The 24,260-nt window shown below is 69.2% G+C and carries 21 protein-coding genes; 5 read left to right on the top strand and 16 right to left on the bottom strand.

All coding sequences use genetic code 11. The features are described from left to right. Positions 1–10 precede the first annotated feature (10 nt). The 9 genes from AC0IW9_RS16095 to AC0IW9_RS16055 form a co-directional block, all read right to left on the bottom strand. Entirely contained in the window at positions 11–949 is a 939-nt protein-coding gene (locus AC0IW9_RS16095) for an LLM class flavin-dependent oxidoreductase (RefSeq protein WP_471649290.1), read from the bottom strand. Continuing rightward, the gene (locus AC0IW9_RS16090; protein WP_471649289.1) at positions 946–1,845 is read right to left on the bottom strand and encodes an LLM class F420-dependent oxidoreductase; all 900 of its coding nucleotides are present in this window, start codon (positions 1,843–1,845) and stop codon (positions 946–948) included. Before AC0IW9_RS16090 ends, AC0IW9_RS16095 begins: the two co-directional genes overlap by 4 nt. Positions 1,846–1,896: 51 nt before the next feature. After that, positions 1,897–2,688: an ABC transporter ATP-binding protein gene (locus AC0IW9_RS16085; RefSeq protein WP_471649288.1), complete on the bottom strand. Its 792-nt coding sequence runs from the start codon at positions 2,686–2,688 to the stop codon at positions 1,897–1,899. After that, positions 2,688–3,473, bottom strand: coding sequence for an ABC transporter permease (locus tag AC0IW9_RS16080; protein ID WP_471649287.1), 786 nt, complete (start codon positions 3,471–3,473; stop codon positions 2,688–2,690). The genes AC0IW9_RS16085 and AC0IW9_RS16080 overlap by 1 nt, the downstream gene beginning before the upstream one ends. Before the next feature lie 19 nt (positions 3,474–3,492). Further along, positions 3,493–4,995, bottom strand: a complete 1,503-nt coding sequence (locus AC0IW9_RS16075; RefSeq protein WP_471649286.1) for a P-loop ATPase, Sll1717 family — start codon at positions 4,993–4,995, stop codon at positions 3,493–3,495. A gap of 62 nt (positions 4,996–5,057) precedes the next feature. Next, positions 5,058–6,008: an ABC transporter substrate-binding protein gene (locus AC0IW9_RS16070; protein WP_471649285.1), complete on the bottom strand. Its 951-nt coding sequence runs from the start codon at positions 6,006–6,008 to the stop codon at positions 5,058–5,060. A 99-nt stretch (positions 6,009–6,107) separates the two neighbouring features. Continuing rightward, positions 6,108–6,611 carry an SRPBCC family protein gene (locus tag AC0IW9_RS16065; RefSeq protein WP_471649284.1) on the bottom strand — a complete coding sequence of 168 codons (504 nt, stop codon included), beginning with the start codon at positions 6,609–6,611 and terminating at the stop codon, positions 6,108–6,110. 64 nt (positions 6,612–6,675) lie between these two features. Next, positions 6,676–8,880 (bottom strand): excinuclease ABC subunit UvrB, encoded by a 2,205-nt coding sequence (gene uvrB / locus AC0IW9_RS16060; RefSeq protein ID WP_471649283.1) that lies wholly within the window; start codon positions 8,878–8,880, stop codon positions 6,676–6,678. A 187-nt stretch (positions 8,881–9,067) separates the two neighbouring features. Next, positions 9,068–9,475 (bottom strand): hypothetical protein, encoded by a 408-nt coding sequence (locus AC0IW9_RS16055; protein ID WP_471649282.1) that lies wholly within the window; start codon positions 9,473–9,475, stop codon positions 9,068–9,070. Between the two features lie 86 nt (positions 9,476–9,561). Here AC0IW9_RS16055 and AC0IW9_RS16050 point away from each other — a divergent pair, with 86 nt between their 5' ends. Further along, a complete protein-coding gene (locus tag AC0IW9_RS16050; protein WP_471649281.1) occupies positions 9,562–10,797 on the top strand; it encodes a TIGR03862 family flavoprotein in 1,236 nt (411 codons plus the stop codon). On the opposite strand, the gene AC0IW9_RS16045 is transcribed toward AC0IW9_RS16050, so the two are convergent. The 5 genes from AC0IW9_RS16045 to AC0IW9_RS16025 all read right to left on the bottom strand — a co-directional run bounded on the left by AC0IW9_RS16045 (position 10,760) and on the right by AC0IW9_RS16025 (position 15,890). Further along, positions 10,760–11,161: a BLUF domain-containing protein gene (locus tag AC0IW9_RS16045; RefSeq protein WP_471649280.1), complete on the bottom strand. Its 402-nt coding sequence runs from the start codon at positions 11,159–11,161 to the stop codon at positions 10,760–10,762. The two genes, AC0IW9_RS16050 and AC0IW9_RS16045, sit on opposite strands and share 38 nt — an antisense overlap. 70 nt (positions 11,162–11,231) lie before the next feature. Continuing rightward, positions 11,232–12,149 carry an esterase-like activity of phytase family protein gene (locus tag AC0IW9_RS16040; protein ID WP_471649279.1) on the bottom strand — a complete coding sequence of 306 codons (918 nt, stop codon included), beginning with the start codon at positions 12,147–12,149 and terminating at the stop codon, positions 11,232–11,234. Between the two features lie 57 nt (positions 12,150–12,206). Then, on the bottom strand, positions 12,207–14,075 hold the full coding sequence (gene cobT, locus AC0IW9_RS16035) for a cobaltochelatase subunit CobT (protein ID WP_471649278.1): 1,869 nt from the start codon (positions 14,073–14,075) through the stop codon (positions 12,207–12,209). Between the two features lie 107 nt (positions 14,076–14,182). Continuing rightward, positions 14,183–15,193, bottom strand: a complete 1,011-nt coding sequence (cobS, locus tag AC0IW9_RS16030; RefSeq protein WP_471649277.1) for a cobaltochelatase subunit CobS — start codon at positions 15,191–15,193, stop codon at positions 14,183–14,185. Between the two features lie 91 nt (positions 15,194–15,284). Continuing rightward, positions 15,285–15,890: a J domain-containing protein gene (locus AC0IW9_RS16025; protein WP_471649276.1), complete on the bottom strand. Its 606-nt coding sequence runs from the start codon at positions 15,888–15,890 to the stop codon at positions 15,285–15,287. A gap of 90 nt (positions 15,891–15,980) precedes the next feature. Here AC0IW9_RS16025 and AC0IW9_RS16020 point away from each other — a divergent pair, with 90 nt between their 5' ends. From AC0IW9_RS16020 to AC0IW9_RS16010, 3 genes are read left to right on the top strand one after another with little or no spacing between them, the layout of a single operon-like run. Next, positions 15,981–16,307 carry a BolA family protein gene (locus AC0IW9_RS16020; RefSeq protein WP_471649275.1) on the top strand — a complete coding sequence of 109 codons (327 nt, stop codon included), beginning with the start codon at positions 15,981–15,983 and terminating at the stop codon, positions 16,305–16,307. Positions 16,308–16,365: 58 nt separating this feature from the next. Beyond that, positions 16,366–16,584: a DUF3126 family protein gene (locus AC0IW9_RS16015; protein WP_202825157.1), complete on the top strand. Its 219-nt coding sequence runs from the start codon at positions 16,366–16,368 to the stop codon at positions 16,582–16,584. Positions 16,585–16,623: 39 nt separating this feature from the next. Then, the gene (locus AC0IW9_RS16010; protein ID WP_471649274.1) at positions 16,624–16,899 is read left to right on the top strand and encodes a hypothetical protein; all 276 of its coding nucleotides are present in this window, start codon (positions 16,624–16,626) and stop codon (positions 16,897–16,899) included. A 4-nt stretch (positions 16,900–16,903) separates the two neighbouring features. On the opposite strand, the gene bcp is transcribed toward AC0IW9_RS16010, so the two are convergent. Both bcp and AC0IW9_RS16000 read right to left on the bottom strand, forming a co-directional pair. Continuing rightward, a complete protein-coding gene (bcp, locus tag AC0IW9_RS16005) occupies positions 16,904–17,371 on the bottom strand; it encodes a thioredoxin-dependent thiol peroxidase (protein ID WP_471649334.1) in 468 nt (155 codons plus the stop codon). A gap of 8 nt (positions 17,372–17,379) precedes the next feature. Next, positions 17,380–20,373, bottom strand: coding sequence for a bifunctional [glutamine synthetase] adenylyltransferase/[glutamine synthetase]-adenylyl-L-tyrosine phosphorylase (locus AC0IW9_RS16000; RefSeq protein ID WP_471649273.1), 2,994 nt, complete (start codon positions 20,371–20,373; stop codon positions 17,380–17,382). Between the two features lie 53 nt (positions 20,374–20,426). On the opposite strand from AC0IW9_RS16000, the gene AC0IW9_RS15995 reads away from it, so the two are divergent. Continuing rightward, a complete protein-coding gene (locus AC0IW9_RS15995) occupies positions 20,427–24,260 on the top strand; it encodes a hypothetical protein (RefSeq protein ID WP_471649272.1) in 3,834 nt (1,277 codons plus the stop codon).

Raw genomic sequence — 24,260 nt, 5'->3', positions numbered from 1 at the left:
GGATTGTGGCTCAGCGCCCCGGCTTCGGCCAGCGCCGCGCGACCTCGGGCAGCACCTGCTCGATGAGTTGGCGCGACTGCGCCAGCACCTCCGCATCGCCCTCGCCGAGCGGCCGCAGGATGAACTTGGACAAGCCCGCCGAGACGTATTCGCCGATGCGGTCGAGGATGGATGCGGCATCGCCGGTGACGAAGCGGCCGGCCGGGTCCTTGCCCGTGCGCTTGCGATAGGCCGCCATCAGCCGTTGCACGCCGGGGTCCTCGGCGCTGCCGAAGCGGAAGGCGAAGGCGGCGCCGTAGTGGTCGTCGTCGATGGTCCGGCCGGTGGCGGGCAGCGCCGCCTTGATGGCGGCGACCACGGCCCCGGCTTCCTCCGGCGTCTCCGCCCCGGCCTGCCAGCCGCTGCCGTAGCGCGCGGTGCGCCGCACCGCCGCTTCGGATGCGCCGCCGATCCACATCGGCAGCGCCGCCTGCACCGGGCGCGGCGCAATCGAGGCGCCCTTGAGCTGCCAGATGCGGCCTTCGAAATCGACGCTCTCCGCGTGCCAGAGGCGGTGGATGATCTCCAGCGCCTCATCGGTCATGCGGCCGCGTTGCTTCGGGTCGAGGTTCAGCGCGGCCCATTCGGGGGCCAGCGGGCTGCCGATGCCGAAGCCCGGCAGCAGCCGGCCGCCCGAGAGCATGTCGATGGTGGCGCATTGCTTGGCCAGCAGCACCGGATCCCGCATCGCCAGGGAGACGACGTTCATCCCGAACTTGATCCGCCGCGTCCGCCCGGCCAGCGCCGCCATCACCGCCATGCATTCGAGGATCGGCGTGCGGCTGACGATCCGGTCGGTCTGCCACAGGCTGTCGAGCCCGCCGGCCTCGCAGAGGTCCACCCAGGCCCAGAAGGGTGCCGCGCCGGAGAAGGGGAAGTCCTGCAGGCCGAGGCCGATGGCGACGGTCACAGGACGTCTGCCACCGCCGATTGGAAGCGCCGCATGACGGCCAGATGGTCGGCCACGCTGCGCCCGGCGATGCGCTTGTGGTGCCGCCGGCCGAAGGTATTGGTCAGGGTGATATGCGTGGCGCCCTGGGTCTTCCAATAGGCGACCTCGGCCCGCCACGAGGACTCGTCGCCGGCGCCGCCGGAGACCCAGACCTCGAGCCCGATGGCCGCCGGGTCGCGCCCCGCGGCTTCCGTCAGGCGGCGCAGCTTGGCAAGCTCGGCCTCGATTTCGGCGCCCGGCGGATAGGCATTCATGATCCAGCCGTCGCCGAGCGTGGCGATGCGTTCCAGGGTCTGCTCGACATGGCCGCCGAACCAGACCGGCACGCGGCGGTGGACCGGCAGCGGGTTGATCCCGGCGTCCTGGATCTCGTGCCAGCGGCCCTTGAAGCTCACATGCGGCGCGGCCCAGAGCTGCTGCATGACCTCGACCTGCTCGGCGCTGCGGCGGCCGCGGTTGCCGAAGTTCTCGTTCAGGCCGGTGAACTCGACCGGGTTCCAGCCGACGCCGACGCCGAGCCGGAAGCGCCCGCCGCAGAGCAGGTCGAGGCTCGCCGCCTGCTTCGCCACCAGCACCGCCTGGCGCTGCGCCAGGATCAGCACCTGGGTCGAGAATTCGGTGGTGGGGCGGCAGAGCCCGGCGAGGTAGCCGAAGCAGACGAAGGGGTCGTGGAACAGGTCGGCCGAGGTATTGCGGTCGCCCCAATCCGGGCGCGAGGCGGCATTCACCCCGAGCACGTGGTCGGCCAGGCCGAGGTTGGTATAGCCCATCCCCTCGGCGGCCAGGGCGAAGTCCCGCACCACCTGCGGCTCGCCGCCGATATCGCTCAGCGGCAGCATCACACCCAGACGCATCGCAGCCTCCCATCGCTTCGCCGGGATTAGTCACCCGTTCCGGGCGAAAGGCTAGACGGCAGCGATGGACTTCCGCACCTCCTCGCGGATCTCGCCCATCAGCCGGGCCTTCAGCACGGCGAATTCGGGCGTGGTCTTCATCGTCCAGTCGCGCGGATAGGGCAGGGGGACCGCGACCTCCGCCTTGATCCGGCCGGGGCGGGCGGACATGACCAGGACGCGGTTCGAGAGGAAGATCGCCTCGTCGATGTCGTGGGTGACGAACAGCACCGTTTTCCGATCCGCGTCCCAGATCTCCAGCAGCAGCTCCTGCATCAGCTCCCGCGTCTGGTGGTCGAGCGCGCCGAAGGGCTCGTCCAGCAGCAGGATCTCCGGGTCGTTCGCCAGGGCCCGGGCCAGGGCGCAGCGCTGCTGCATGCCGCCGGAGAGCTGCTTCGGCCAATGGTTCTCGAAGCCGCGGAGGCCGGTGCGGGCGATGAAGCGGGCGGCGATCTCGGCCTGCTGCGCCTCCGGCAGGCCGCGCTCGGCCAGGCCGTAGCGGATGTTCTGCGCGACGGTCAGCCAGGGGAACAGGGTATAGGACTGGAAGACCATGCCGCGGTCCGGCCCGGGGCCGGTGACCGGCACGGCATCCAGCAGCACCCGCCCGGCGCTCGGCCGGTCCAGCCCGGCGACGATCCGCAGCAGCGTCGACTTGCCGCAGCCGGAGGGGCCGAGGAGGGCAACGAACTCGCCCGGGGCCACGCTGACATCGGTGGGCTGCAGGGCGAGCGTCGGCGCGGTGCGGCCGCGCCCCGGGAAGGTCCGGGTGACACCCTCGACGCGCAGGGTCTTGGCCGACATCAGATCACCGCCCAGGGGAACAGCCGGCGGTTCAGCGCCTTGAACAGCAGGTCGGTCACCAGCCCGATGATGCCGATGACCGCGATGCCGAAGATCATCTGCCCGGTATCCAGCAGCCGCTGGCTGTCCATGATCATGTGGCCGATGCCGCTGGTCGCGCCGATCAGCTCCGCCACGATCACGTAGGTCCAGGCCCAGCCGAGCACGAGCCGCAGGGTCTCGGCGATCTGCGGCGCCGCCGCCGGGATGACGACGCGCCGCAGGATGGCGATGCGGCGGGAGCCCAGCGTCCGCGCCGCCTCCACCAGGTCGAGCCGCGTGGCGCCGGCGATGCCGGTGACCATGATGACGAGCTGGAAGACGCTGCCGATGACGATGACCGAGAGCTTCTGCGCCTCCCCCACGCCGGCCCAGAGGATCAGCAGCGGGATGAAGGCGGAAGCCGGCAGGTAGCGGGCGAAGGAGAAGAAGGGCTCGAAGAAGGCCTCGACCGGCTTGAAGGCACCCATCAGCAGGCCGAGCGGCACCGCCATGAGCGCGGCGATGAGGAAGCCGCCGACCACCCGCCAGATGGTGATGGCGATGTCGCCGGCGAAGTTGAACTCGGTCAGCAGCGACCAGCCGGCGACCAGCGTCTTCCCCGGCGAAGCAAGGAAGAGCGGCGGCACCCAGCCGCCATAGGTCGCCAGCCCCCAGGCGGCGATGAAGACGACGAAGAAGCCGGCGCCCAGGACGACCCGGGCGCCGGGGGAGACCGGCTGCAACGGAGAAAAGCTCAAAGCCACAGTGTAGCGCCTTCAAAATTTATGCAGATTTCGTAAACTTCTTCACTCCTAATGCCTCCATGAATCCGGCATGAATTCGATAATTGGCTGCATTTTCATTAAACATTGCGCGTCTATCTTTGTGGCGGAAAATGTAGTCTGCACCACCTGCTCCACCACCAGGGCGATAATAACCGACCACCGAAAAATCGAACATTTGAGATAATATATCTTGAGGTCGTAAATTTTCAGGCAAGAAGCTTTTTCGTTCTTCGCAGGCCTTCTCCATATCAGCCATTGTAAATTGTAAACTGTTTATAGTTTTAAAAACCTCAAGGTACATTTTATAATTTGGATGATGTTTGCGGATTTCATCGTCAAGCTCATTGAGTAAATATTCAGAATAAGAACGTCTTGCTTGAATAACATCAATATTCTCGAATTTTCCTTGTCGGGAATCATTTCTGCTTTTATATACGGCGAGAGTTTCGTTGCAAAATTTTATAAAATCACGCGGCCGCAAAAAAGTTCGATCTGCTATGTGTTGATATTTAGTTTGATGTCCTGTCATCTCTTTTGTCTCGTCAAAAACTTGGTCCCATGCTTTTGCTTCATCAACCCCAAGAACCTTATGAAACCGCTTTTCCATCAAAGGCTTCAATGTCGGATTATTTTTGTCTTCATCCCATTGAATAATAGATACATCCGATTCTGTGATTTTATTTTTATCCTCGAAATGTAGTGAGCTATAAATATCGTCTCTAAGAAAAACAACGACTGTGATGCGCTTTGATTTACTTCTTGAAAAATAGTTGATTTTTCTTGCGGCTAATAAAAGCCCGACAATGCGATTTTGATAGTCTCCGTCTGAAAGACTCATGCCGAGATCTAGCTCATCAAAGCAAACAAAGTACTCTTTATCTGGATTGGCGCAAGAAGTTACAGCAGTTAAAAGAGTTCTATTTAAATCGTCAGCTATTAAAGGCAAATATTCAATTGGCATTCCTTCTCCAGATATTTTTCCTTTTATAATTTTCCAGTCAATGCCTAACTCAGCTTTAAGCTTAATTTCTTTTGTTGGAACAAATATACTCACAATAGACGGATCTCGGGATCCGTATGTGTCGGAAACAAAGCTCTCTAATAGGGCTAATTGCTCGACCGATGATTCTGAGTAAGGCTGAGAATTGTCTTGATTTAAAAGAAGCTTAGCTAAGGTCATAAATATTAAGTATGACCAGCTATTGATATAGCAATGTTCTTCTGGAACGCCATGCTGCTTTTGTTTTGTGTGGAAGTGCCACGGATAATCGGAAAACACGTGGCCAAATGCGAAGCGTGTTGAGTCCGCCGAAGCCTGAAGGCGACGAAAAACTGCTGATTTTCCGCTTCCTTTGCGGCCAATTATGACAAACCTACTGTGACCACGAGCATCAACATATGCAGCGTGACTTTCAAAACATTCGTCAAGCAATGTATCCGATGGCGCGTCGATGCCTCCAAAATTTAGGACGCCGTCGAGTGCATCTTCTGGAGTATTCAATCTTCTCAATCCTTCTTAATAATTCCAAAATAATGACTTGGGTAAATATTTGTCCTGGAAAATTAGATAAACTTGGTATCCAGCAGCTTGCCCAGGTCCACGTCCTGCCGGACCACGCCCGTCTCCCGCTGCACCAGATGCGCCTTCTGCATGAAGGTCGGCAGGCCGCCGGCGACGTAGTCCTTGTTCTTCGCCTGATCCAGCCACTCGATGTATTGCGCGCTGGCCTTGAAGGCCTCGCCGGTCTGGTTGACCCGCTTGCCCATGATCTCGTAGCTGCGGTCCGGCTCGCGCTCGATCATCGCCAGGGCGTCGTACCAGCTCTTCACCACGCGGCGGACCGCTTCCGGATTGGCCTGGATGAAGGCGGGCTGGAAGCCGAGCGTATCCACCACGCAGGCATGGTTCACCGTGGTCGCCAGGATCCTGCCCTTGTCGGCGCCCATGCCGCGGACCTGGGAGAGATAGGGCTCATAGGTGGAGCAGCCGTCGAATTGCCCGGCGACGAAGGCCTGGGCTGCCGGCTGCGGCGCCAGGGTCGCGGTGGTGACGTCCTTTATGCTGACGCCATTCTCCCGCATCATGTAGGCCAGCACGAAATAGGGCGTGGTCCCGGCGCCATCCACCGCGATGGTCTTGCCCTTGAGGTCGGCCCAGCCATTGATGGCCGGCCGCACCGCGACGCCGTCGCCGCCTTTGGAGCGGTCCAGCACCAGCACCTGCACCAGCGGCGCCGCGCTGGCCCAGAGGATCATGGTATCGACCGTGGTCACCACGCAGTTCAGCGCGCCGCCGACGAGCGCCAGGTTGCGCTCCCGCTGCGGGACGAACTTGGTTTCGACCTCCAGGCCATTCGCCTTGAAGAGCCCAGCCTGCTCGGCCAGGGTCAGCGGCGCGAAGCCGGTCCAGCCGGACATGCCGATGGTGATCTTGGGGAAGCTCTGCGCCCGCGCCAGGAAGGGCATCGCCAGGGGCGTGGCGAGGGCGGTGGCAAGGACGGCGCGGCGCAGCATGATCGGTCTCCCTCGGGATCGCGGGAGAAGCTATCGGACCGCCCCGGCGACGCAAGGTTTTCTTGCGCCGCAGCAATCAGGACACCTCGCTCAGTCGGCTCAGATATCCGGGTTTAGCGTCGCGCTGCTGCCGAAGGGCCGGCTCTCGGGCAGGTCGTCGGCACGGGATGGCGCCTCGGCCGGGGTCTCGCAGGCGCCCTTGATGGCCTCCAGCGTGCGGTCCATCGCCTGCCGCATGGCGTGGTCCACCGAGCCGGAGTCCCGCTGCATCCGCGCCGCCACCTCGGACTCCGGCGTCAGGCTCATGCTCAGCGAGACCCGGGCGCCCGAACCGGCCTCCCGCACCTCGATCGTGCCGCCGTAGTCCGGCTTGCTGTCCGAGCCCCACTGCATCCTGAGGGCACCGGCATCGCATTTCAGCCAGCCTTCGTCCTTGTAGGGGTGGCCATTGGCCTCGCCCTGCATGGCCACCTTGCCGTCGCCGCTCGGCGCGGCCTTGCGGACCGTGGGCAGGTAGCGCGGCATGTTGCGGATATCGGAGAGGAAGCCGAAGACTTCCGCCGCCGGCCGGTCGATGGCGATCTCGCCGCGATATTCACCCATGGACGCATCCTCCTTGGCCTTTCGGCCGGAACGCGCCAAGAGGGGCGAATGTTCCGCCTTGGCCCTATGAGGCGCGGCGGCGGCCGCCGCGCTTCTTCTCCGGGTCGTAGCCGCCGCCGCCCGGGCCCAGCGGCTTCGGCTTCCAGTCGCCCTTCGGCTTGGCCTTGGCCGGCGCCCGCGGCACGCTGTCCTGCAGGCTGCGCCCGGCCAGGTTCGGCTCCAGCCCCAGGTCCATCGCCTCCATCCGCTTGATCTCGTCGCGCAGCCGCGCCGCCTCCTCGAACTCGAGGTCCGCCGCCGCCGCCCGCATCCGCTTCTCCAGCTCGGCGATGCTGGCCTTCAGGTCCTTGCCGATGAACTGCGCGGTGGCATCGCCCTCCACCGCCTCGACCGTCACGTAATCCGCCTCGTAGACGGATTGCATGACATCGGCGATCTGCCGCTTGATGGTCGTCGGCGTGATGCCGTGCGCGGTATTCCAGGCGATCTGCTTGGTCCGGCGGCGGTCGGTCTCCTCCAGCGCCTTGCGCAGGCTGTCGGTCATCTTGTCGGCGTAGAGGATCACCTTGCCCTCCACGTTCCGCGCGGCGCGGCCGATGGTCTGGATCAGCGCGGTGGCGGAGCGCAGGAAGCCTTCCTTGTCGGCATCCAGGATGGCGACCAGGGTGCATTCGGGGATGTCGAGCCCCTCCCGCAGCAGGTTGATGCCGACCAGCACGTCGAAGACGCCGCGGCGCAGGTCGCGGATGATCTCGATCCGCTCCAGCGTATCCACGTCCGAATGCAGGTAGCGGACCTTGATGCCCGCCTCGGTCATGTATTCCGTCAGGTCCTCGGCCATGCGCTTGGTGAGCGTCGTCACCAGCACCCGGCCGCCCTTCTGCATCTGCTCCCGGCATTCGGCCAGCAGGTCGTCCACCTGCTTCTCGACCGGGCGGATCTCGGTGACCGGGTCGATCAAGCCGGTGGGGCGGATGACCTGCTCGGCGAAGGTGCCGCCGGTGCGCTCCATCTCCCAGGGCCCTGGCGTCGCGCTGACGAAGACGGTGGCGGGGCGATAGGCCTCCCATTCCTCGAACTTCAGCGGCCGGTTGTCCTTGCAGGAGGGCAGCCGGAAGCCGAATTCGTCGAGCACGCTTTTGCGCGCGAAGTCGCCCCGGTACATGCCGCCGAGCTGGCCGATGGTGACATGGCTTTCGTCCACCACCAGCAGCGCATTCTCCGGCAGGTATTCGAACAGCGTCGGCGGCGGCTCGCCCGGCCGGCGCCCGGTCAGGTAGCGGCTGTAGTTCTCGATCCCCTTGCAGACGCCGGTCGTCTCCAGCATCTCGATGTCGAACTGCGTGCGCTGCTCCAGCCGCTGCGCTTCCAGCAGCCGGCCGGCCGCGTGCAGCTCCGCCAGCCGCTCCTTCAGCTCCGCCTTGATGGAGATGATGGCCTGCTGCAGGGTCGGGCGGGGCGTGACGTAGTGGCTATTGGCATAGACGCTGACCCGCTCCATCTCGCCGGTGATCTCGCCGGTCAGCGGGTCGAATTCGCGTAAGGATTCGATGTCGTCGCCGAACAGGCTGACGCGCCAGGCGCGGTCCTCGAGCTGGGCCGGCCAGATATCCACCGTCTCGCCGCGGATGCGGAAGGTGCCGCGGGCGAAGAAGCTGTCGTTGCGGCGATACTGCTGCTCGACCAGGCCCTTGATCAGCACGTCGCGGTCGATCTGGCCGCCGACCTCCAGCTTCACCACCATCCGCGAATAGGTCTCGACCGAGCCGATACCGTAGATGCAGGAGACCGAGGCGACGATGACCACGTCGTTCCGCTCCAGCAGGGACTGGGTGGCGGAGTGGCGCATGCGGTCGATCTGCTCGTTGATCTGCGCATCTTTTTCGATATAGGTATCGGTGCGCGGAACATAGGCTTCCGGCTGGTAGTAGTCGTAGTAGCTGACGAAGTATTCGACCGCGTTGTCCGGGAAGAAGCTCTTCATCTCGCCATAGAGCTGCGCCGCCAGGGTCTTGTTCGGGGCGAGGATCAGCGTCGGGCGCTGCAATTCCTCGATCACCTTGGCCATGGTGAAGGTCTTGCCGGACCCGGTCACGCCGAGCAGAACCTGGTCGCGTTCCTCCGCCCGCAGCCCTGCCACCAGCTGCTTGATGGCGGCCGGCTGGTCGCCGTTCGGCTCGAAGGGGGAGACGACCTTCAGCCGCCGCTCCGGCGGCGGGGCCGGGCGCTTGGCGGGGAAGAAGCTGACCGGGGAGAGGATGTGGTTCATCGCCTGCCTATCTTGGGCTGCGGTGGCGCGGCTTGAAGCTCTGCCGAAGCATTCCCGCCATGCTGCCACGACGGCGAGCATCCAGGGAAACTCAAGATCGACACGGCACGGCGAGGCCTACGCCCCCGCCGCCGGGAAGGCACCGAGAATGGACCGCGGCGGTCTGGGCCGCCGCGGTCCGGCTCGGTCAGCGCTTGCTGCTGCGCAGCATGGTGCTGATGACCCAGGTGGCGGCGACGGCAATGCCGATCGCCATCAGCGGCCGCGACCGGGTCGCGTCCCGCAGCTGGGAGGCCATGTCGAGCGCCGCATCCCGGCCGTCCCGGGCATAACTGCCGGCATAGCGCGCCGCATCCTGCGCGGCGGGGGAGATGCGCCGCTCCACCAGATCCTCGAGGTCGTTCCAGAGCTTCGCCAGCTCGCCCCGGGCATCGTCGCCACGGTCGCGGATCGTCTCGCCCGCATCGCGCAGGGAGCTGGAGGCGCGGCGGCCATACTTCTCGGCGGAGTCGCGGGCATCGCGGCCATACTTCCCAGCGGAGTCGCGGACATCCTCGGCGCGCGAGCGGAGGTTGGAAAAATAGCCGTCAGCCATCGAAATTCCCCTTTGGAGGTTGCGGCGCCCTAACGGCCGGAAGGCCCAAGGGTTCACCGCCTGGGCTTCGGCCCCTACAAGGCGTCATGTTTCAGACAGATGCAGCCGTTGCGGTCATCGGCGCCGGCCCGGCCGGGCTCATGGCAGCCGAGGTGCTGGCCCAGGCCGGGGCCGCCGTCACGGTCTTCGACCGGATGCCCAGCCCCGGCCGGAAATTTCTCATCGCCGGCCGCGGCGGGCTGAACCTGACCCATGGCGAGGCGCTGCCCGCCTTCCTCGGCCGCTATGCCGAGGCCCGGCCCCGGCTGGAGGCCGCCATCGCCGGCTTCCCGCCGGAGGCGCTGACCGCCTGGGCCGAGGCGCTGGGGCAGCCGGTCTTCACCGGCAGCAGCGGGCGCATCTTCCCCAAGGCGCTGAAATCCTCCCCGCTGCTGCGCGCCTGGCTCGGCCGGCTGGGCGGGCTGGGGGTGACCCTGCGCAGCCGCCACCACTGGGAGGGCTGGGACGCCGAGGGCGCCTTGCGCTTCGCCGCGCCGGAGGGGCCGGTGGCGGTCCGGCCCGCGGCGGCGATCCTGGCATTGGGCGGCGCTTCCTGGCCGCGGCTCGGCTCGGACGGCAACTGGACCGGGCTGCTGCCGGGCGTGGTGCCCTTCCGGCCTTCCAATTGCGGCGTCCTGGTGGAGTGGTCCGATGTCTTCCGCCAGCGGCACGAGGGCGCGCCGCTGAAGCGCATCGCCCTCGAATTCGCCGGCCACCGGGTGCGGGGGGAGGCGCTGGTAACCGCCCATGGCCTTGAAGGCGGGGCGGTCTATGCGCTCTCGGCCCCCTTGCGGGAGGCGATCGCCGCCGAGGGCCATGCCATCCTGCACCTCGACCTGCGGCCCGATGTCGGCGCGGCGGAACTGGCGACCCGGCTGGATGGCCCGCGCGGCGGGCAATCGCTGGCCAATCATCTGCGCCGGGCCGGGCTGCCGCCGGTGGCGATCGGGCTGGTGCAGGAAGCGCTGCATGGCGGTGCCCAGGCCCCGTTATCCGTCCTGGTGAAGGCACTGCCGCTGCGGTTGACCGGCGTGGCGCCCATCGACCGCGCCATCTCCTCGGCCGGCGGCGTCGGCTGGGCGGAGGTGGACGAGCGCTTCATGCTGCATACCCGCCCAGGCGTTTTCCTGGCGGGGGAGATGCTGGATTGGGAGGCACCGACCGGCGGCTACCTGCTGCAGGCCTGCTTCAGCACCGGCGTCGCCGCGGCCCGTGGCATGCTGGATTGGCTCGCCACGCGCAGCGCTACTGCGGCGCCGCCGGCTCCGTCGCCAAAGCGTTGAGCCGCTCGTACAGCGGCTGCGGCCGCATCGCCGCCAGTTGCGGCCAGGACAGGCTATGGACCGAGCGCATGGCCCAGCCGGCGAAGGCGCGGTCCGCCACGGGATCATCGCGCAGCAGGGTGACCCCGGCGTGCCGGCCATCCTGCCGGATGCGGCCATAGATCTCGCCGACGGCCTCGGGCGTCCCTTCCAGGATCTGGGCGAAGCAATCCTCGCTGGTCATCAGCATGCCGGTCACGCTCATCTCCGCGTTGACCCGGCGGGCAACCGCGAGAAGCCGCTCGATCTCCTGGGCCTTGGCCTCCGCCGACCCCTCGATCAGGCTTTGGCTGAAGTAGCAGAGACGGCGAAGCGCTGCGGACATGGGACGCACCTCAATGGGTCGAGGCCCGCATGAAACCGCGAAACTCCTACGAATCCGTTTCCGGATCGCTTCAATCCTCCGGCAGCGCGAAGACCAGCAGCAGGGTCCGCTGCAGCATGTTCTCGTTGTCGTCCGAGACCAGCCCGATCAGCGTCCGGCCGCCGGCGCGGAAGACGGTCACGCCTTCGAAATTGTCGCGCGGCAAGGGGGCGGCGAAGCGCAGGATGACCTCGCCTTCCAGCACCCCGCCCTCCGGCGCCGCCCGCAGCTGGGCGGCACTCAGCCGCACCAGCCGGCCGCCGAAGCCGGCGAAGATGGAGAAGCTGCGTTCCAGCACCAGCGCCCCGCCATCCGGCAGGGGCGCCGCATCGGCCGGCTCGAAGCCATCCTCCGGCCGATAGGCGAAGGGCCGCCAGCGGCCGGGGCCGCCGATCCAGCCCTGGCGCAGCATCGGCTGCCGCGGCGGCCGAAGCTGCTCGGCGATCGCCAGCCAGCGGCCATCCGCCAGCACCGCCAGGGCTTCCAATCCGCCATTGCCCGGCGCCAGCTCCAGCCCCGGCGGGGCTTCCACGAAGCCGCCGGGGCCATCGAGGGTCCGATAGGCGCGGATGCGGTGCCAGCGTTCGAAACCGACCAGCCAGGTACCGTCCGGCAGGCGGGTCAGGGCCTCGGCATCGCCGCCATAGCCGCGGGGCAGGGGTTGCCCGGCGCCGTCGCGCAGGGGCCCGACCCGCATCTCCGCCAGCCCGGCCGGTCGGCCATCCCGCAGGACCAGCCGCGCCGTCATCCAATGGGCGACGTCGCTGATGGCGGTCAGCCGCAGGTCGTCGTCGATATGCAGGGCGGAGAGCCCGCCGAATCCCATGGCCTGGTCATCGATGACCAGGCCGCCCAGCGCTTCCAGCACGCTGCCGGCCGGCATCGGCTCCAGCGCCAGGGGCCGGGCAGGGGGGGCATTGCCCTGGGCAAGGCCCACGCCTCCGGGCACGCAACCGCTGGTCGCCAGCCCCGCCAGCAACCAGCGCCGGGAAAGACCTTGCGCCAATCAGGCGACGAGCGAAGAGCGTTCCGTGGCGGCACGCTGCCAGGCCTCGGCAGCATCCTCGTCGAAGAGCTCGGCCAGCTTCTTCATCATGGTGCCGCCCAGCTCCTCGGCATCCACGATGGTCACGGCGCGGCGGTAGTAGCGGGTCACGTCATGGCCGATGCCGATGGCGATCAGCTCCACGTCGCCGCGGCCCTCGATATCGGCGATGGTCTTGCGCAGGTGGCGCTCCAGGTAGTTGCCCGGGTTCACGCTCAGCGTGCTGTCGTCGACCGGGGCGCCATCCGAGATCACCATCAGGATGCGGCGATGCTCCGGCCGGTTGCGCAGGCGCTTGTAGGCCCACTCCAAGGCCTCGCCGTCGATGTTCTCCTTCAGCAGGCCTTCCCGCAGCATCAGCCCGAGGTTCTTCCGCGCCCGGCGCCAGGGGGCATCGGCCGCCTTGTAGACGACGTGCCGCAGGTCGTTCAGCCGGCCGGGATTGCGCGGCTTGCCCTCCTGCACCCATTTCTCGCGGGACTGGCCGCCCTTCCAGGCGCGGGTGGTGAAGCCGAGGATCTCGGTCTTCACCGCGCAGCGCTCCAGCGTGCGGGCGAGGATGTCGGAGCACATGGCGGCGACCGTGATCGGCCGGCCGCGCATGGAGCCCGAGTTGTCGATCAGCAGGGAGACGACGGTATCGCGGAAGTCCGCCTCGCGCTCGCGCTTGTAGGTCAGCGCCAGCAGCGGGTTGGTGATGATGCGGGACAGCCGGGCGGCGTCCAGCATGCCTTCCTCGATGTCGAATTCCCAGGCGCGCTGCTGCTGCGCCAGCAGGCGGCGCTGCAGCCGGTTGGCCAGCTTGGAGACGACGCCCTGGAGGTGGCTGAGCTGCTGGTCGAGCTGCTGGCGCAGCCGGCCCAGCTCCTCCGGGTCGCAGAGCTCATCCGCCTCGACGATCTCGTCGTGCGCGGTGGTGAAGGGGTGGTAGCGGCTGGCGTCGTCGGTCTGCGGCACCTCGCGGCGCTGCTGCGGCCCGCCGGGCTTGTCGTCGCCCTCGGCGGCGGCGCCCTCGTCCTCGGATTCCTGGGCCTCTTCCTCGGCCGCCTCGCCCTGCATGGTCTCGGGCTGGGCGCCGAGCATGGATTCCTGGTCCTGCGCCTGGGCCTCGCCCTCGCCGGACTGGTCCTGCTGGCTGGAATTCTCGCCGCTTTCCTCGCCGTCGTCCTGGTCCTCCGCCTCGGCTTCCACCTCGGCCTCGGCCAGGTCGAGCGCGGTCAGCAGCTTGCGGGCGGCGCGCGCGAAGGCGTCCTGGTCGTCGGTCGCGGTGGCCATCTCGGCCAGGGCATCGTCGGCGCGGTCGCCCAGGCTGTCCCGCCAGAGGTCCAGCACCCGCTTGGCCGCGGCCGGGGCCGGCTCGCCGGAGATGCGTTCGCGGGTGAGGAGCGCCAGCGCCGCGGGCAGCGGCAGCTGGTCCTTCCGGGTCATCCGGTCGTAGCCCTCGGTCTCGCACATGTCGGTCAGGCGGGCGCGGAGGTTCGCCGCCACGCCGGACATGTGCCTGGAGCCGACCGCCTCGACCCGCACGTCCTCGAGCGCATCGTAGACTTCCTTCGCCTCCCGCCGCTGCGGCAGGCGCGCGGCATGGACGGTTTCGGAATGGTGGCGGATGCGCAGCGCGGCGGCATCGGCGGCGCCGCGCAGCTTGGCCATCTCGGCAGCCGGCAGGGCCCGGGTCGGCAGCGGCAGCCGCACCCGCTTGCCGGAGACGCCGCCGGGGCCGGGCTGGAAGGCGACCTGCACCTCGGCATTGGCATGGGCGATGGCGCGCAAGGTGCCGGCGGTGGCACGCTTGAATTCTTCCTGACGGGTCAGGTCCTGCTTGCTCATGGGAGTGCCTGATCGATCCGGAGTATCAACATGCGGTCCCCAACCTTAGTTGCCCAGGTCAGGGACCCATGCCGGGCGCCACCCAACGGCTGCGCCCGGCCGTCGTCTCAGCCCGCCTTCTTCAGCTGCGTGCCGGTCGGCAGGTCCTCGTTGAAGCAGCGCTGGTAGTATTCGGCCACCGTGCTGCGCTCCGCCTCGTCGCACTTGTTGAGGAAGGTGAGGCGGAAGGCGAAGCCGATATCGCCGAAGATGCGGGTATTCTCGGCCCAGGTGATGACGGTGCGCGGCGACATGACGGTGCTGATGTCGCCGGCGATGAAGCCGGCGCGGGTCAGGTCGGCCAGCGCCACCATCGCCTCGACGCGCTTCTTCGCCTTGGCGTCCGCGGCATCGACGCCGAGCTTCGCCAGCACGATCTGCGTCTCCTGCCCATGCGGCAGGTAGTTCAGCGTGGCGACGATGTTCCAGCGGTCCATCTGGCCCTGGTTGATCTGCTGGGTGCCGTGATAGAGGCCGGTGGTATCGCCCAGGCCAACGGTATTCGCCGTGGCAAACAGCCGGAAATACGGGTTCGGGCGGATCACCTTGTTCTGGTCGAGCAGGGTCAGCTTGCCCTCGACCTCCAGCACGCGCTGGATAACGAACATGACGTCCGGGCGGCCGGCATCGTATTCGTCGAAGACCAGGGCGCAGGGATGCTGCAGCGCCCAGGGCAGGATGCCCTCGCGGAATTCGGTGATCTGCTTGCCATCCTTCAGGACGATGGCGTCCTTGCCGATCAGGTCGATGCGGCTGATGTGGCTGTCGAGGTTGACGCGGATGCAGGGCCAGTTCAGCCGGGCCGCCACCTGCTCGATATGGGTCGACTTGCCCGTGCCGTGGTAGCCCTGGATCATCACGCGACGGTTGTTGGCGAAGCCGGCCAGGATGGCCAGAGTCGTCTCCTTGTCGAAGCGATAGGTGTCGTCCACTTCCGGCACGTGCTCGGTGCGGACGGAGAAGGCCGGCACCTGCATGTCGAGATCGAGTCCGAAGGCCTCCCGCGCATTCACGGTGGTATCCGGGGCGTCGATCGCCGAGGTGGGTCGGATTTCGGCGAGGTTGGCGACCTTGGTCATCGGCATCCGCTCAGGTTCTTGAATGAAAGACTAGGACAGGCAGGCGCGGCAGGCTACCCGCATCGGGGCGTTTTCCAAACCGGCCTCATCATCAGCCCGCGGCACTCGCTTCGGCGGCTTCCGGGGCGGCATGGCCGCCGCTCACCTTCCGCCGCAGCAGGCTATAGGCGCGGTTCACATCCTTCAGACGGTCTTCCGCGCCGCGGTCGCCGCCGTTGACATCGGGGTGCAGCTGCTTGGCCAGCTCATGGTAGCGACCGCGCAGGGTCGCCTGGTCGAGTGGCCACTCCAGGCCGAGAACGTCCAGCGCGGCCCGCAGTTCGGGCGGCGCCACCGGCTTTTCCGCCGGCCGGGTCCGCCGCGCATGCAGCGGGGTGGCATAGAGCAGGCCCAGCGGGTCCCGCAGGTATTCCTCGCTGAAGCGATGCCCGCCGCCCAGGCGGCCCAGTGGCCAGGTCGGCCGCTGCCAGGCGGTGTCATGCCGCAGGTTGGCCTCGATCTGCGCCGGTCCCATGCCCTTGTAATAGTCCCAGGAAGCATTGAATTCCCGGATGTGGGGCAGGCAGAACCAGCGGTATTCGTTCAGGCTGTCGCGGGATTTCGGCGCCCGGAACTCGCCATGCGCCTCGCAGCCCGGCGCATCGCAGGGGCGCGCAGGGCTCTGAGGCTCGGGGGAGGCGCCACGTCGAGGAGGCATCCCCGATTTATGGGCGTGCCCCGGCGGCTCCGCAAGGCGGCCCGATGACGCCCGCTTGGCACCGGCGGCAAAACCGCCGAGAAACCCGACATGGAACCTTCCCCGACGGAAACCCCTGCTTCGGAAACCCGCGCCGGCCGCATCCGCCAGGCCCTCGAAGCCGCCTTCGCGGTGGCAGCGCTCGAGATCCAGGACGACAGCCATCGCCATGCCGGCCATGCCGGCGCCGCCCCGGGCGGGGAGACACATTACAGCCTGGCCATGGTCAGCCCGGATTTCAACGGCATGGGCCGCCTCGCCCGGTCCCGCGCGGTGCATGCTGCGCTGGCCGCCGAATTCGCCGGTGGCTTGCATGCGCTGTCGCTACGCCTTTTGGCACCAGGGGAAGTCCCGCCGGAAGCGGCGCCAAAGGGGTAGCGCCGCCTGCCCCGCGGGGCTATGCCTGCCGACCCTTATTGTTTCAGGACCTCAGCCCATGACTCCAGCCGAACTCGCCGCGGTGCAGGCGCATCTCCGCCGGCTGCTGGGCAACGACCGGATCAAGCTCAGCACGCCGCAGCGAAAGAATGCCTCGGTCGAGCTTTTCGTCGGCAGCGAATTCGTCGGTACCGTCCATCGCGACACCGAGGACGGCGAGGTTTCCTACGCCATCCAGATCGTCGTGCTGGCCGAGGATCTGTCCCAGATCAACTGATCCCGCGGAACCGGACGGCCCGCCGGCGTTCTGATCGGCATGAGCGACAGCGACATCCAGCCCGGCCACCCCCGCCAGGACGCAATGCAATGCCCGCATTGCGACCAGGTCACCATGCCGAACCTGCTCGCCGACGGCAGCTACGTCTGTTCCTGCACCGCGGAACGGGCCCTGCCGCGGGAGGGCGACGGCTCCATGCTGGCGGCGCCGATGGATGGCCCGCCGCCGCCCGCGGCGCGCGGCCCGCTGCCGGAGGACAAGGGCCAGTTCGGCCGCGACGTGGCGACCGAGGACTTCCGTCCGCTGGCCGATTGAGGCGCTACTTCAGCGCCGCGGCGGCCGCCAGGACATCGGCGGCATGGGCCTCGGGCTTCACCTTGCGCCAGACCCTGGCGACCTTGCCCTGGGCATCGACCAGGAAGCTGCTGCGCTCCATCCCCATGTACTTCTTGCCATACATGGATTTCTCGACCCAGGTGCCATAGGCGCCGGCCACCGCATGGTCCTCGTCCGAGGCCAGCGGGAATTCGAGGCCGAATTTACTGGCGAATTTCTCGATCGGCGGCAGCCTGTCCGGGCTCACCCCGATCACCGTCAGCCCGAGCTTGCCGAGCTGCGGCAAAGCTTCCTGGATGCCGCAGGCCTGTTTGGTGCAGCCGGGCGTATCGGCCTTCGGGTAGAAATACAGCAGGAAAGGCGCGCCCTTCAGCCCGGCGAGGGACACCGTCCGCCCGCCGCTCGCCGGCATGCTGAAATCCGGCGCCGCGGCGCCCTCCACCGGTCCCATGCTCTCGCTCATGCCAATCCCCCACCCGCACCCAGCCGGCCGACGCGGCGTTCGAAGATCGCCCGAACCGTTCCGGCCACCTCCGCCATCTGAGCGCGCAGAGCCGGCAGGTCAACCGGAGCTTGTTCCTGCAGCGGCGCGACCGCGCGCAGCAGCGCCGCGGTGGCCGGCGCCGGCAAGGCGACCTCACGGGACTTGCCGATGGTCAGCCGCACCATGCCGATGATGGTGCGCCACAGCCGGTCGGCGGCGACCAGGGCCTGGACCTCCTCGGCCGGCAGGAAGCCGTATTGGCCGAGCCGGGCCAGGGCCAGCCGCGTGGTGGTGGCCAGCACCCGCAGCTCGGCCGGGGCATGCACCAGCTGCAGGGCCTGGGCGATGAACTCCACCTCGATCAGGCCCCCCGGCATGGCTTTCACGTCCCAGGGGCCTTCGGCCGGCAACTCCTTCAGCATCCGCTGGCGCATCGCCGTGGCATCCGCCAGCGCCACCGCCGCCGCGCCCGGCTTGACGATGCTGGCGCGCAGCACCTCGTTGATGCGCCGCTTCAGCGCCGGCGGCCCGGCCACCGCCCGAGCCCGGGTCAGCGCCATGCGCTCCCAGGTCCAGGCATTCTCGCGGTGGTACTGCTCCAGCGCCGCCAGCCGGATGGCGACGGGTCCCTTGTTGCCGGACGGCCGCAGCCGCATGTCGACCTCCCACAACCGCCCCTCGGCGCCCGGCGCGGTGATGGCGCCGACCACCTGGGGCGCCAGCCGCAGGAAATACTCGGAAGGCGCCAGGCTGCGCCGGCCACCGCTGCTCTCGGCCGCCTCCGGGTCGTGGTCATAGAGCAGCACGAGGTCGAGGTCGGAGCCCGGCAGCATCTCCCGGCCGCCGAGCTTGCCGAAGGCGACGACGGCGAGCGACCCGCCCGGCACCCGGCCGTAGCGCTCGGCGAAATCCGCCGCGACGCGCGGCAGCAGCGCGGCGATGGCGGCATCGGCCAAGTCGGCCCGCAGCTCCCCGGCCACGTCCACGTCGAGCTGGCCTTCCAGCGCCGCCGCGTCGATCTCGAATTTCCGCTCCGTCGCCAGCCGCCGCGCCGCCTCCAGCGCCTCCTCCAGGTGCCGCGCATCCTTCACCAGGGCGGGCAGGCAGGCGGAGGGATCGGCCCCGGCCCCCCCACCCATCTGGGAAACGCTGCCGGCCAGCAGCCCATCCAGTGCCGCCGCGTTATGGGCGAGATGATTGGCCAGTTCCGGCGCCGCGCCGAGGATCCCCGCCACCCGGTCCAGCAGCGCCGGGTTCCGCCGGAACAGGCTGAGCATCTGCACGCCCGCCGGCAGCCGCGTCAGCACGGCATCGAAGCGGGCCAGCGCTTGGTCGGGGTTGAACTGCCGGGCGAAGGCGCCGAGCAGGCCGGGCATCAGCTCGGTCAGCAGCTCCCGCGCCCGGGCGCTGCGGGTGGCGCGGGGCCGGCCGTGGTGCCAGGCGCGGATCATCGCCGCGACCGAGCCGGGATCGGCGAAGCCCATGCGCTTCAGGGTGGCCGAGGTCTCCGGGTCGTCCTCCACCCCGGTGAAGACCAGGTTGCCGCCGGCCTCCGTCGCTGCCGTGCCGGTCAGGGCCGGCGCCGCCTCGAAGAAATTGCCGTAGTGCCGCTCGACCCGGCCGAGATGGCCCAGGAAGGCGGCCGCGAATTCCTCCCCGCTGGCGAAGCCCATGAAGGAGGCGATGCGGGCCAGCCCGGCCTCGTCCTCCGGCAGCCTGTGCGTCTGCCGGTCCGCCACCATCTGCAGCCGGTGCTCGAGGTTGCGGAGGAAGACATAGGCATCCGCGAGATCGGCGGCGGCCCGCCGCTCGATCCGCCCGGCCGCGGCCAGCGCCGCCAGGGCGCCCAACGTGGTCGGGTCGCGCAACCCCGGGTCGCGGCCGCCCCAGATCAGTTGCAGCACCTGGGCGGTGAACTCGATCTCGCGGATGCCGCCGCGGCCGAGCTTCACGTCGTGCCCGGCCAGGGCGATGGTCGCCCCGGCGCCCTTGGCGCCCTTGTGGGCATAGATCTGCCGCTTGATCGAATGGATATCCGCGACCGCGGCGAAATCGAGGTGCCGGCGCCAGACGAAGGGCCGGATCTCCCGCAGGAATTGCTCACCCAGGGCGCGGTCCCCGGCGACCGGGCGGGCCTTGATCATGGCCGCGCGTTCCCAGTTCTGCCCCATGCTCTCGTAGTAGACGATGGCGGCATTGATCGAGACCGCGAGCGGCGTCGCCGCCGGGTCGGGCCGCAGCCGGAGGTCGGTGCGGAAGACGTAGCCTTCCGCCGTCCGCTCCTCGAGCAGCCGCACGAGATCGCGGGCGAGCCGGACATAGCAGGCGCCGGCCCGATCGCTGTGGTAGGTTGCCGCCTCCGGGTCGTACAGCACCATGAGGTCCACATCCGAGGAGTAGTTCAGCTCCCGTCCGCCGAGCTTGCCCATGCCGAGCACGATCAGGCCGCTGCCGGCCGAGATCGCCTTCGGCGTGGTCCCTTTGGCGATGCGGAGTTCCTTGCGCTCCGCCGCGGCGAGCAGCAGATGGGCGCAGGCGAAGTCGATGGTCTGCTCCGCCACCTCGGACAGCGCCCCGGTCACCCGGTCGAGCTGCCACAGCCCGATGATATCCGCGGTCGCGGCGATCAGCGCCGCCTGGCGCTTCACCTGCCGCAGCATGGCGCCCACCGCCTCCCGCGCGGCCCCCGGCTCGGCCCGGCCGAGCGGCGCCAGGGCCACGGCGAAGGCCTCGTCCGGGCCGCGGTCCAGCAGCCGCAGCAGGGCCGGGGCTTCCCTGACCGCGAGATCCGCGAGATAGGGGCTATGCCCGCCGAGCGCGCCGAGCAGCGCCACGCCATCAGCGCTGGCGGCGAAGGCCCGGCAGGCGGGGTCGCGGTCGCCGAACCGCTCGGCCAGGCGCGAGGCCGCCTCCGGGTCGAAGGGGCGCGGCAGGGTGGGGAGGAGGCTCCTCGGGTCGATCTGGGACATGATGCAGGAGGGAAGGCGTGACCGGCGCTGAAGGTCAAGCGCGGGTTTGGTCGTTGCCCCGATGGGTGCCCCGGGCCTGCAACCTGCTGCTCGCCATCCTGCTCGTCCTGGCCCTCGCGCTGGGGGCGCTGGCCTGGCGGCTGGCCGAGGGACCGCTCGAGATTCCCTTCCTCGCCCGGCAGATCGAGGCCAGCGTCAACGCCGCGACGGATGGCCCGCGCCTGGCCATCGGCCGCGCGGCGGTCGCCTGGGAAGGCTTCCGCGGCGGCACCGCCGCGCCGATCGACATCCGGCTGAGCGACGTGCGGCTGCGCGGCGCCGATGGCGGCGCCCGGGCCGAGTTGCCGGATGCCGCCGCCACCCTCTCCTTCCGCGCGCTGCTGCGCGGCACCCTGGCGCCGGCGACCATCGAACTGCGCCAGCCGCGAATCGTGGCGCAGCTTGCCGCCGACGGCAGCCTCGCGCTCGGCCTCGGCCCCGATTCCCCGGCGGATGCCGCCGCGGGCGAAGCCAATCCGCTGGCCCTGCTGGCCGAGCTGATGCGCCCGGCCTCCGAAGGCAGCGGCTTCGCCGCGCTCCGCCGGCTGCGCATCGCCGGCGGCGAATTCACGCTGCAGGACCCCGCCAGCGGCCGGAGCTGGTCGCTGCACGAGCCGCAGATCGATATCCGCCGGGCCGCGGCCGGCGGGCTGGTGGGAGAGGGGGCGGCGGAATTCCGTGCCGCCGGCCTCAGCATGCCGGTGCGGCTGAACGGCAGCGCCGAGGGCACGCCGATGCGGATCGCCGCCGGGATGAGCCTGCCGGCGCTGCGCCCGACCGAGCTCGCCACGGTCTGGCCGCCGCTCGCCCCGCTGGCCACGCTGGATGCCCTGGTCAGCCTCTCCGTCACCGCCGAGCTCGATGCCGCCGCCCGGCCGGAGCGGGTCCGCACCACCCTCACGGCCGGTGCCGGCGCCTTCGACCTGGGCCCCGGTCCCGGCCCGCAGCCCGCGGGCGCCGCGCCACGCCGGCTGCCCTTCGCCGGTCTCGCCATCGCCGCCGATATCACCGGCCGGGCGCTGGCGCTGCGGCAGGCGCGGCTGGTGCTGCCGGGCCAGGGCGGCCTGCCGGGCCCGGCGCTGGATGCGACCGGCGAGATCCTCCACCGCGATGCCGGCTGGGAGATTGCGCTGGACCTTGCCGCCAGCCCCCTCGAGGCCAGCGACCTGCCCCGCCTCTGGCCGGCCGCGCTGGCGCCGGAGGCGCGGACCGCCGCCCTGGGCGCCCTGCCCGCCGGGCTGCTGCGGGATACCCGGCTGCGCGGCCGCTTCCGCCTGCCGGATTCGCTGGATACGGTGGTGCCGGAACAGGCGAGCCTCGACTTCGGCGTCTCCCGCGCCGTGGTGGACCTCGGCCGCGGCCGGCGCATCGCCGCGGATAGCGCGGATTTTGCCCTTTCCGGCACGCCGGACCACCTGCGGCTGGAACGCGCCGTGCTGCGCCTGCCGGCCGCCAATGGCGCTGCCTCCCTGGGTCCTGCCTCCCTCGGCCAGGCCGCCGCCGGCCCGACCATCCGGGCCGAGGGCAGTGCCGAACGCGCCAATGGCCTCTGGCGCGGCTGGCTCGGCATCGGCCTCGATGCCGTCCGCTTCGCCGACCTGCCGACCTATTGGCCGCGCGGCCTCGGCAGCCCCAAGGGCGGCGAGCGGGAGTGGATCACCCAGAACATCACCGCCGGCACCATCCGCAACGGCCAGTGGCGGATCGAGGCGGAGGCCCCGGCCGGCGAGCCGGAGGGCCTGCGCATCACCGCCCTGACCGGCACCGCCGAGGCAAGCGATGCCACGGTGCATTGGCTGCGCCCGGTTCCCGCCGCCGTCGGCGTATCCGGCACCGCCGAATTCACCCTGAGGGAGATCACCCTCCGCGCCCGCGGCGGCCGCCAGCTGATCGGCGAGGGCGCCCGCGCCCCGATGGAGCTGCGCGATGGGGTGGTGCGCTTCTTCAACCTCGATGCCGATCCGGGCAATGCCGAGATCGCCCTGCAGGTCGCCGGTCCGCTGGCCGAGGCGGTGACCCTGCTGAAGCATCCCCGGCTGAAGCTGTTCGAGCGCCAGCCGCTGACGCTGCGCGTCGCCGAGGGCCAGGCCGAGGCCCGGCTGACCATCGCCTTCCCGCTGCTGGAGGACCTGCCGGTCGAGGAGCTGCGCATCCGCGCCACCGCGCGCGTCACCGATGCCAGGCTGCCCGGGATGCTGCTCGACCAGGACCTCGACCGCGCCGCCTTCGAGCTGGCGGTGGACACCGATACGCTGAAGGCCAGCGGCACCGCGCTGCTGCTGGGCGCCCCGGTGAAGCTGGCCATCGACCTCGACTTCCGCCGCGGCCCGGCGACGCAGGTGGTGGAACGCGCCACCCTGTCCGGCCGGCTCGACGCGCAGCAGATCGCCATCCTGGGCTTCGATGCGACCCGGGCGCTGGACGGGCCGGTGGCGCTGGAGGCGCGGTCCGAGAAGCGCCGCAACGGCCAGGGTCAGGTGGTGCTGCGCGGGGACCTGCGCGACGCCAGGCTGGGGATGGAGGCGCTGAACTGGGCCAAGCTGCCCGGCACCGCCGGCACCGCCGATGCCACGCTGCGCATGCAGGGCGATGCGCTGATCGCGGTGGAGACCTTCCGGGTCGAGGCGCTGGAGCTGTCGCTGCGCGGCCGCGCCGGCTTCGTCCGATCGAAGCTCGACCGGGTCGAGATCACCGAAAGTCTCTTCGGCGGGTCCCGCTTCACCGGGGAGGTGCGGCCGCCGGAACGCGCCAATGCCGCCTGGTCCATCGCCCTGCGCGGCCCGCTGCTGGACCTGCGGCCGGTGCTCGGCCCGGCCGGCCATGCCGAGGGCGGCGGCGCCCGCGACCCGGCGTCGCCTGCCGCCAGCGCCGGGGACGGCCCGCCGCTGCTGCTCGACCTCCGCTTCGACCGGGTGACGATGGGGGAGGACCGCAACCTGCTGGGCGTGCAGACCCGCGCCCGCACCGATGCCCGCGGCGTCCTGCGGGAGGCGCGGGCGACCGGCCGCACCGCCGTCCGCGGCCTCGGCACCGCCCCGCCGGCGCCCGGTGCCCCGGCGGCGCCCGGCCAGCCCGGGCCCTTCGAATTCACCCTCACGCCACGCGGCGACCAGCGCCTGCTGCGCCTGACCGCCGAGGATGGCGGCGGGCTGCTGCATGCGCTGGACCTGGTGAATGTCATCCGCGGCGGCAGGCTGACCGTCACCGGCAGCTATGCCGAGCTGCGCACCGGCGCGCCGCTGACCGGCACCGCGGAGATGGATGGGTTCATCCTCTCGGACGCCCCGGCGGCGGCCAAGCTGCTGCAGGCCATGACGGTCTACGGCATGCTCGAGGCCGCGCAGGGCGGCACCGGACTGATCTTCAGCCGGCTGATCGCGCCCTTCACCCTGACGCCGGAGGCCCTGATCCTGGCCGATGCCCGGGCCTTCTCCGCTTCGCTCGGCGTCACCGCCAAGGGTCGCATCCTGCGGGAGCGGGCCGTCGCGGAGATCGAGGGGACCATCGTCCCGGCCTATGTCTTCAACACGCTGCTGGGCAACCTGCCGCTGATCGGCCGGCTGTTCAGCCCGGAGGCCGGTGGCGGGCTTTTCGCCGCGACCTACCGCATCCAGGGGCCGCTGGCCGACCCGCAGGTGGTGGTCAATCCGCTGGCGGCGCTGACCCCGGGCTTCCTCCGCGGGCTGTTCGGCCTGTTCCAGACCGGGGCCGATGCCACCGCCCCGCCCACCCAGGGTCGGGCCCAAGCTCCGGCCCAGGCTCCGGGCCAATCTCCGGCCCGGCCCGGCGCCGCCCCGCGCGGCAGCAGCACGGAGCCGGCCTGGAACGGACGCGGCCCGCCGCCATAG

The organism is Belnapia sp. AC561 (assembly GCF_979252845.1).
The sequence above is the reverse complement of the archived record's forward strand: the minus strand, read 5'-3'. Positions and strand labels throughout refer to the sequence as shown.

What these genes read in the sequence shown, in the direction of transcription:
- AC0IW9_RS16090 (WP_471649289.1), bottom strand. Translation starts at nt 1,845, where the DNA reads ATGCGTCTGGGTGTGATGCTGCCGCTGAGCGATATCGGCGGCGAGCCG.
- AC0IW9_RS16085 (WP_471649288.1), bottom strand. Translation starts at nt 2,688, where the DNA reads ATGTCGGCCAAGACCCTGCGCGTCGAGGGTGTCACCCGGACCTTCCCG.
- AC0IW9_RS16070 (WP_471649285.1), bottom strand. Translation starts at nt 6,008, where the DNA reads ATGCTGCGCCGCGCCGTCCTTGCCACCGCCCTCGCCACGCCCCTGGCG.
- AC0IW9_RS16065 (WP_471649284.1), bottom strand. Translation starts at nt 6,611, where the DNA reads ATGGGTGAATATCGCGGCGAGATCGCCATCGACCGGCCGGCGGCGGAA.
- uvrB (WP_471649283.1), bottom strand. Translation starts at nt 8,880, where the DNA reads ATGAACCACATCCTCTCCCCGGTCAGCTTCTTCCCCGCCAAGCGCCCG.
- AC0IW9_RS16055 (WP_471649282.1), bottom strand. Translation starts at nt 9,475, where the DNA reads ATGGCTGACGGCTATTTTTCCAACCTCCGCTCGCGCGCCGAGGATGTC.
- AC0IW9_RS16050 (WP_471649281.1), top strand. Translation starts at nt 9,562, where the DNA reads ATGTTTCAGACAGATGCAGCCGTTGCGGTCATCGGCGCCGGCCCGGCC.
- AC0IW9_RS16045 (WP_471649280.1), bottom strand. Translation starts at nt 11,161, where the DNA reads ATGTCCGCAGCGCTTCGCCGTCTCTGCTACTTCAGCCAAAGCCTGATC.
- cobT (WP_471649278.1), bottom strand. Translation starts at nt 14,075, where the DNA reads ATGAGCAAGCAGGACCTGACCCGTCAGGAAGAATTCAAGCGTGCCACC.
- cobS (WP_471649277.1), bottom strand. Translation starts at nt 15,193, where the DNA reads ATGACCAAGGTCGCCAACCTCGCCGAAATCCGACCCACCTCGGCGATC.
- AC0IW9_RS16025 (WP_471649276.1), bottom strand. Translation starts at nt 15,890, where the DNA reads ATGCCTCCTCGACGTGGCGCCTCCCCCGAGCCTCAGAGCCCTGCGCGC.
- AC0IW9_RS16020 (WP_471649275.1), top strand. Translation starts at nt 15,981, where the DNA reads ATGGAACCTTCCCCGACGGAAACCCCTGCTTCGGAAACCCGCGCCGGC.
- AC0IW9_RS16015 (WP_202825157.1), top strand. Translation starts at nt 16,366, where the DNA reads ATGACTCCAGCCGAACTCGCCGCGGTGCAGGCGCATCTCCGCCGGCTG.
- AC0IW9_RS16010 (WP_471649274.1), top strand. Translation starts at nt 16,624, where the DNA reads ATGAGCGACAGCGACATCCAGCCCGGCCACCCCCGCCAGGACGCAATG.
- bcp (WP_471649334.1), bottom strand. Translation starts at nt 17,371, where the DNA reads ATGGGACCGGTGGAGGGCGCCGCGGCGCCGGATTTCAGCATGCCGGCG.
- AC0IW9_RS16000 (WP_471649273.1), bottom strand. Translation starts at nt 20,373, where the DNA reads ATGTCCCAGATCGACCCGAGGAGCCTCCTCCCCACCCTGCCGCGCCCC.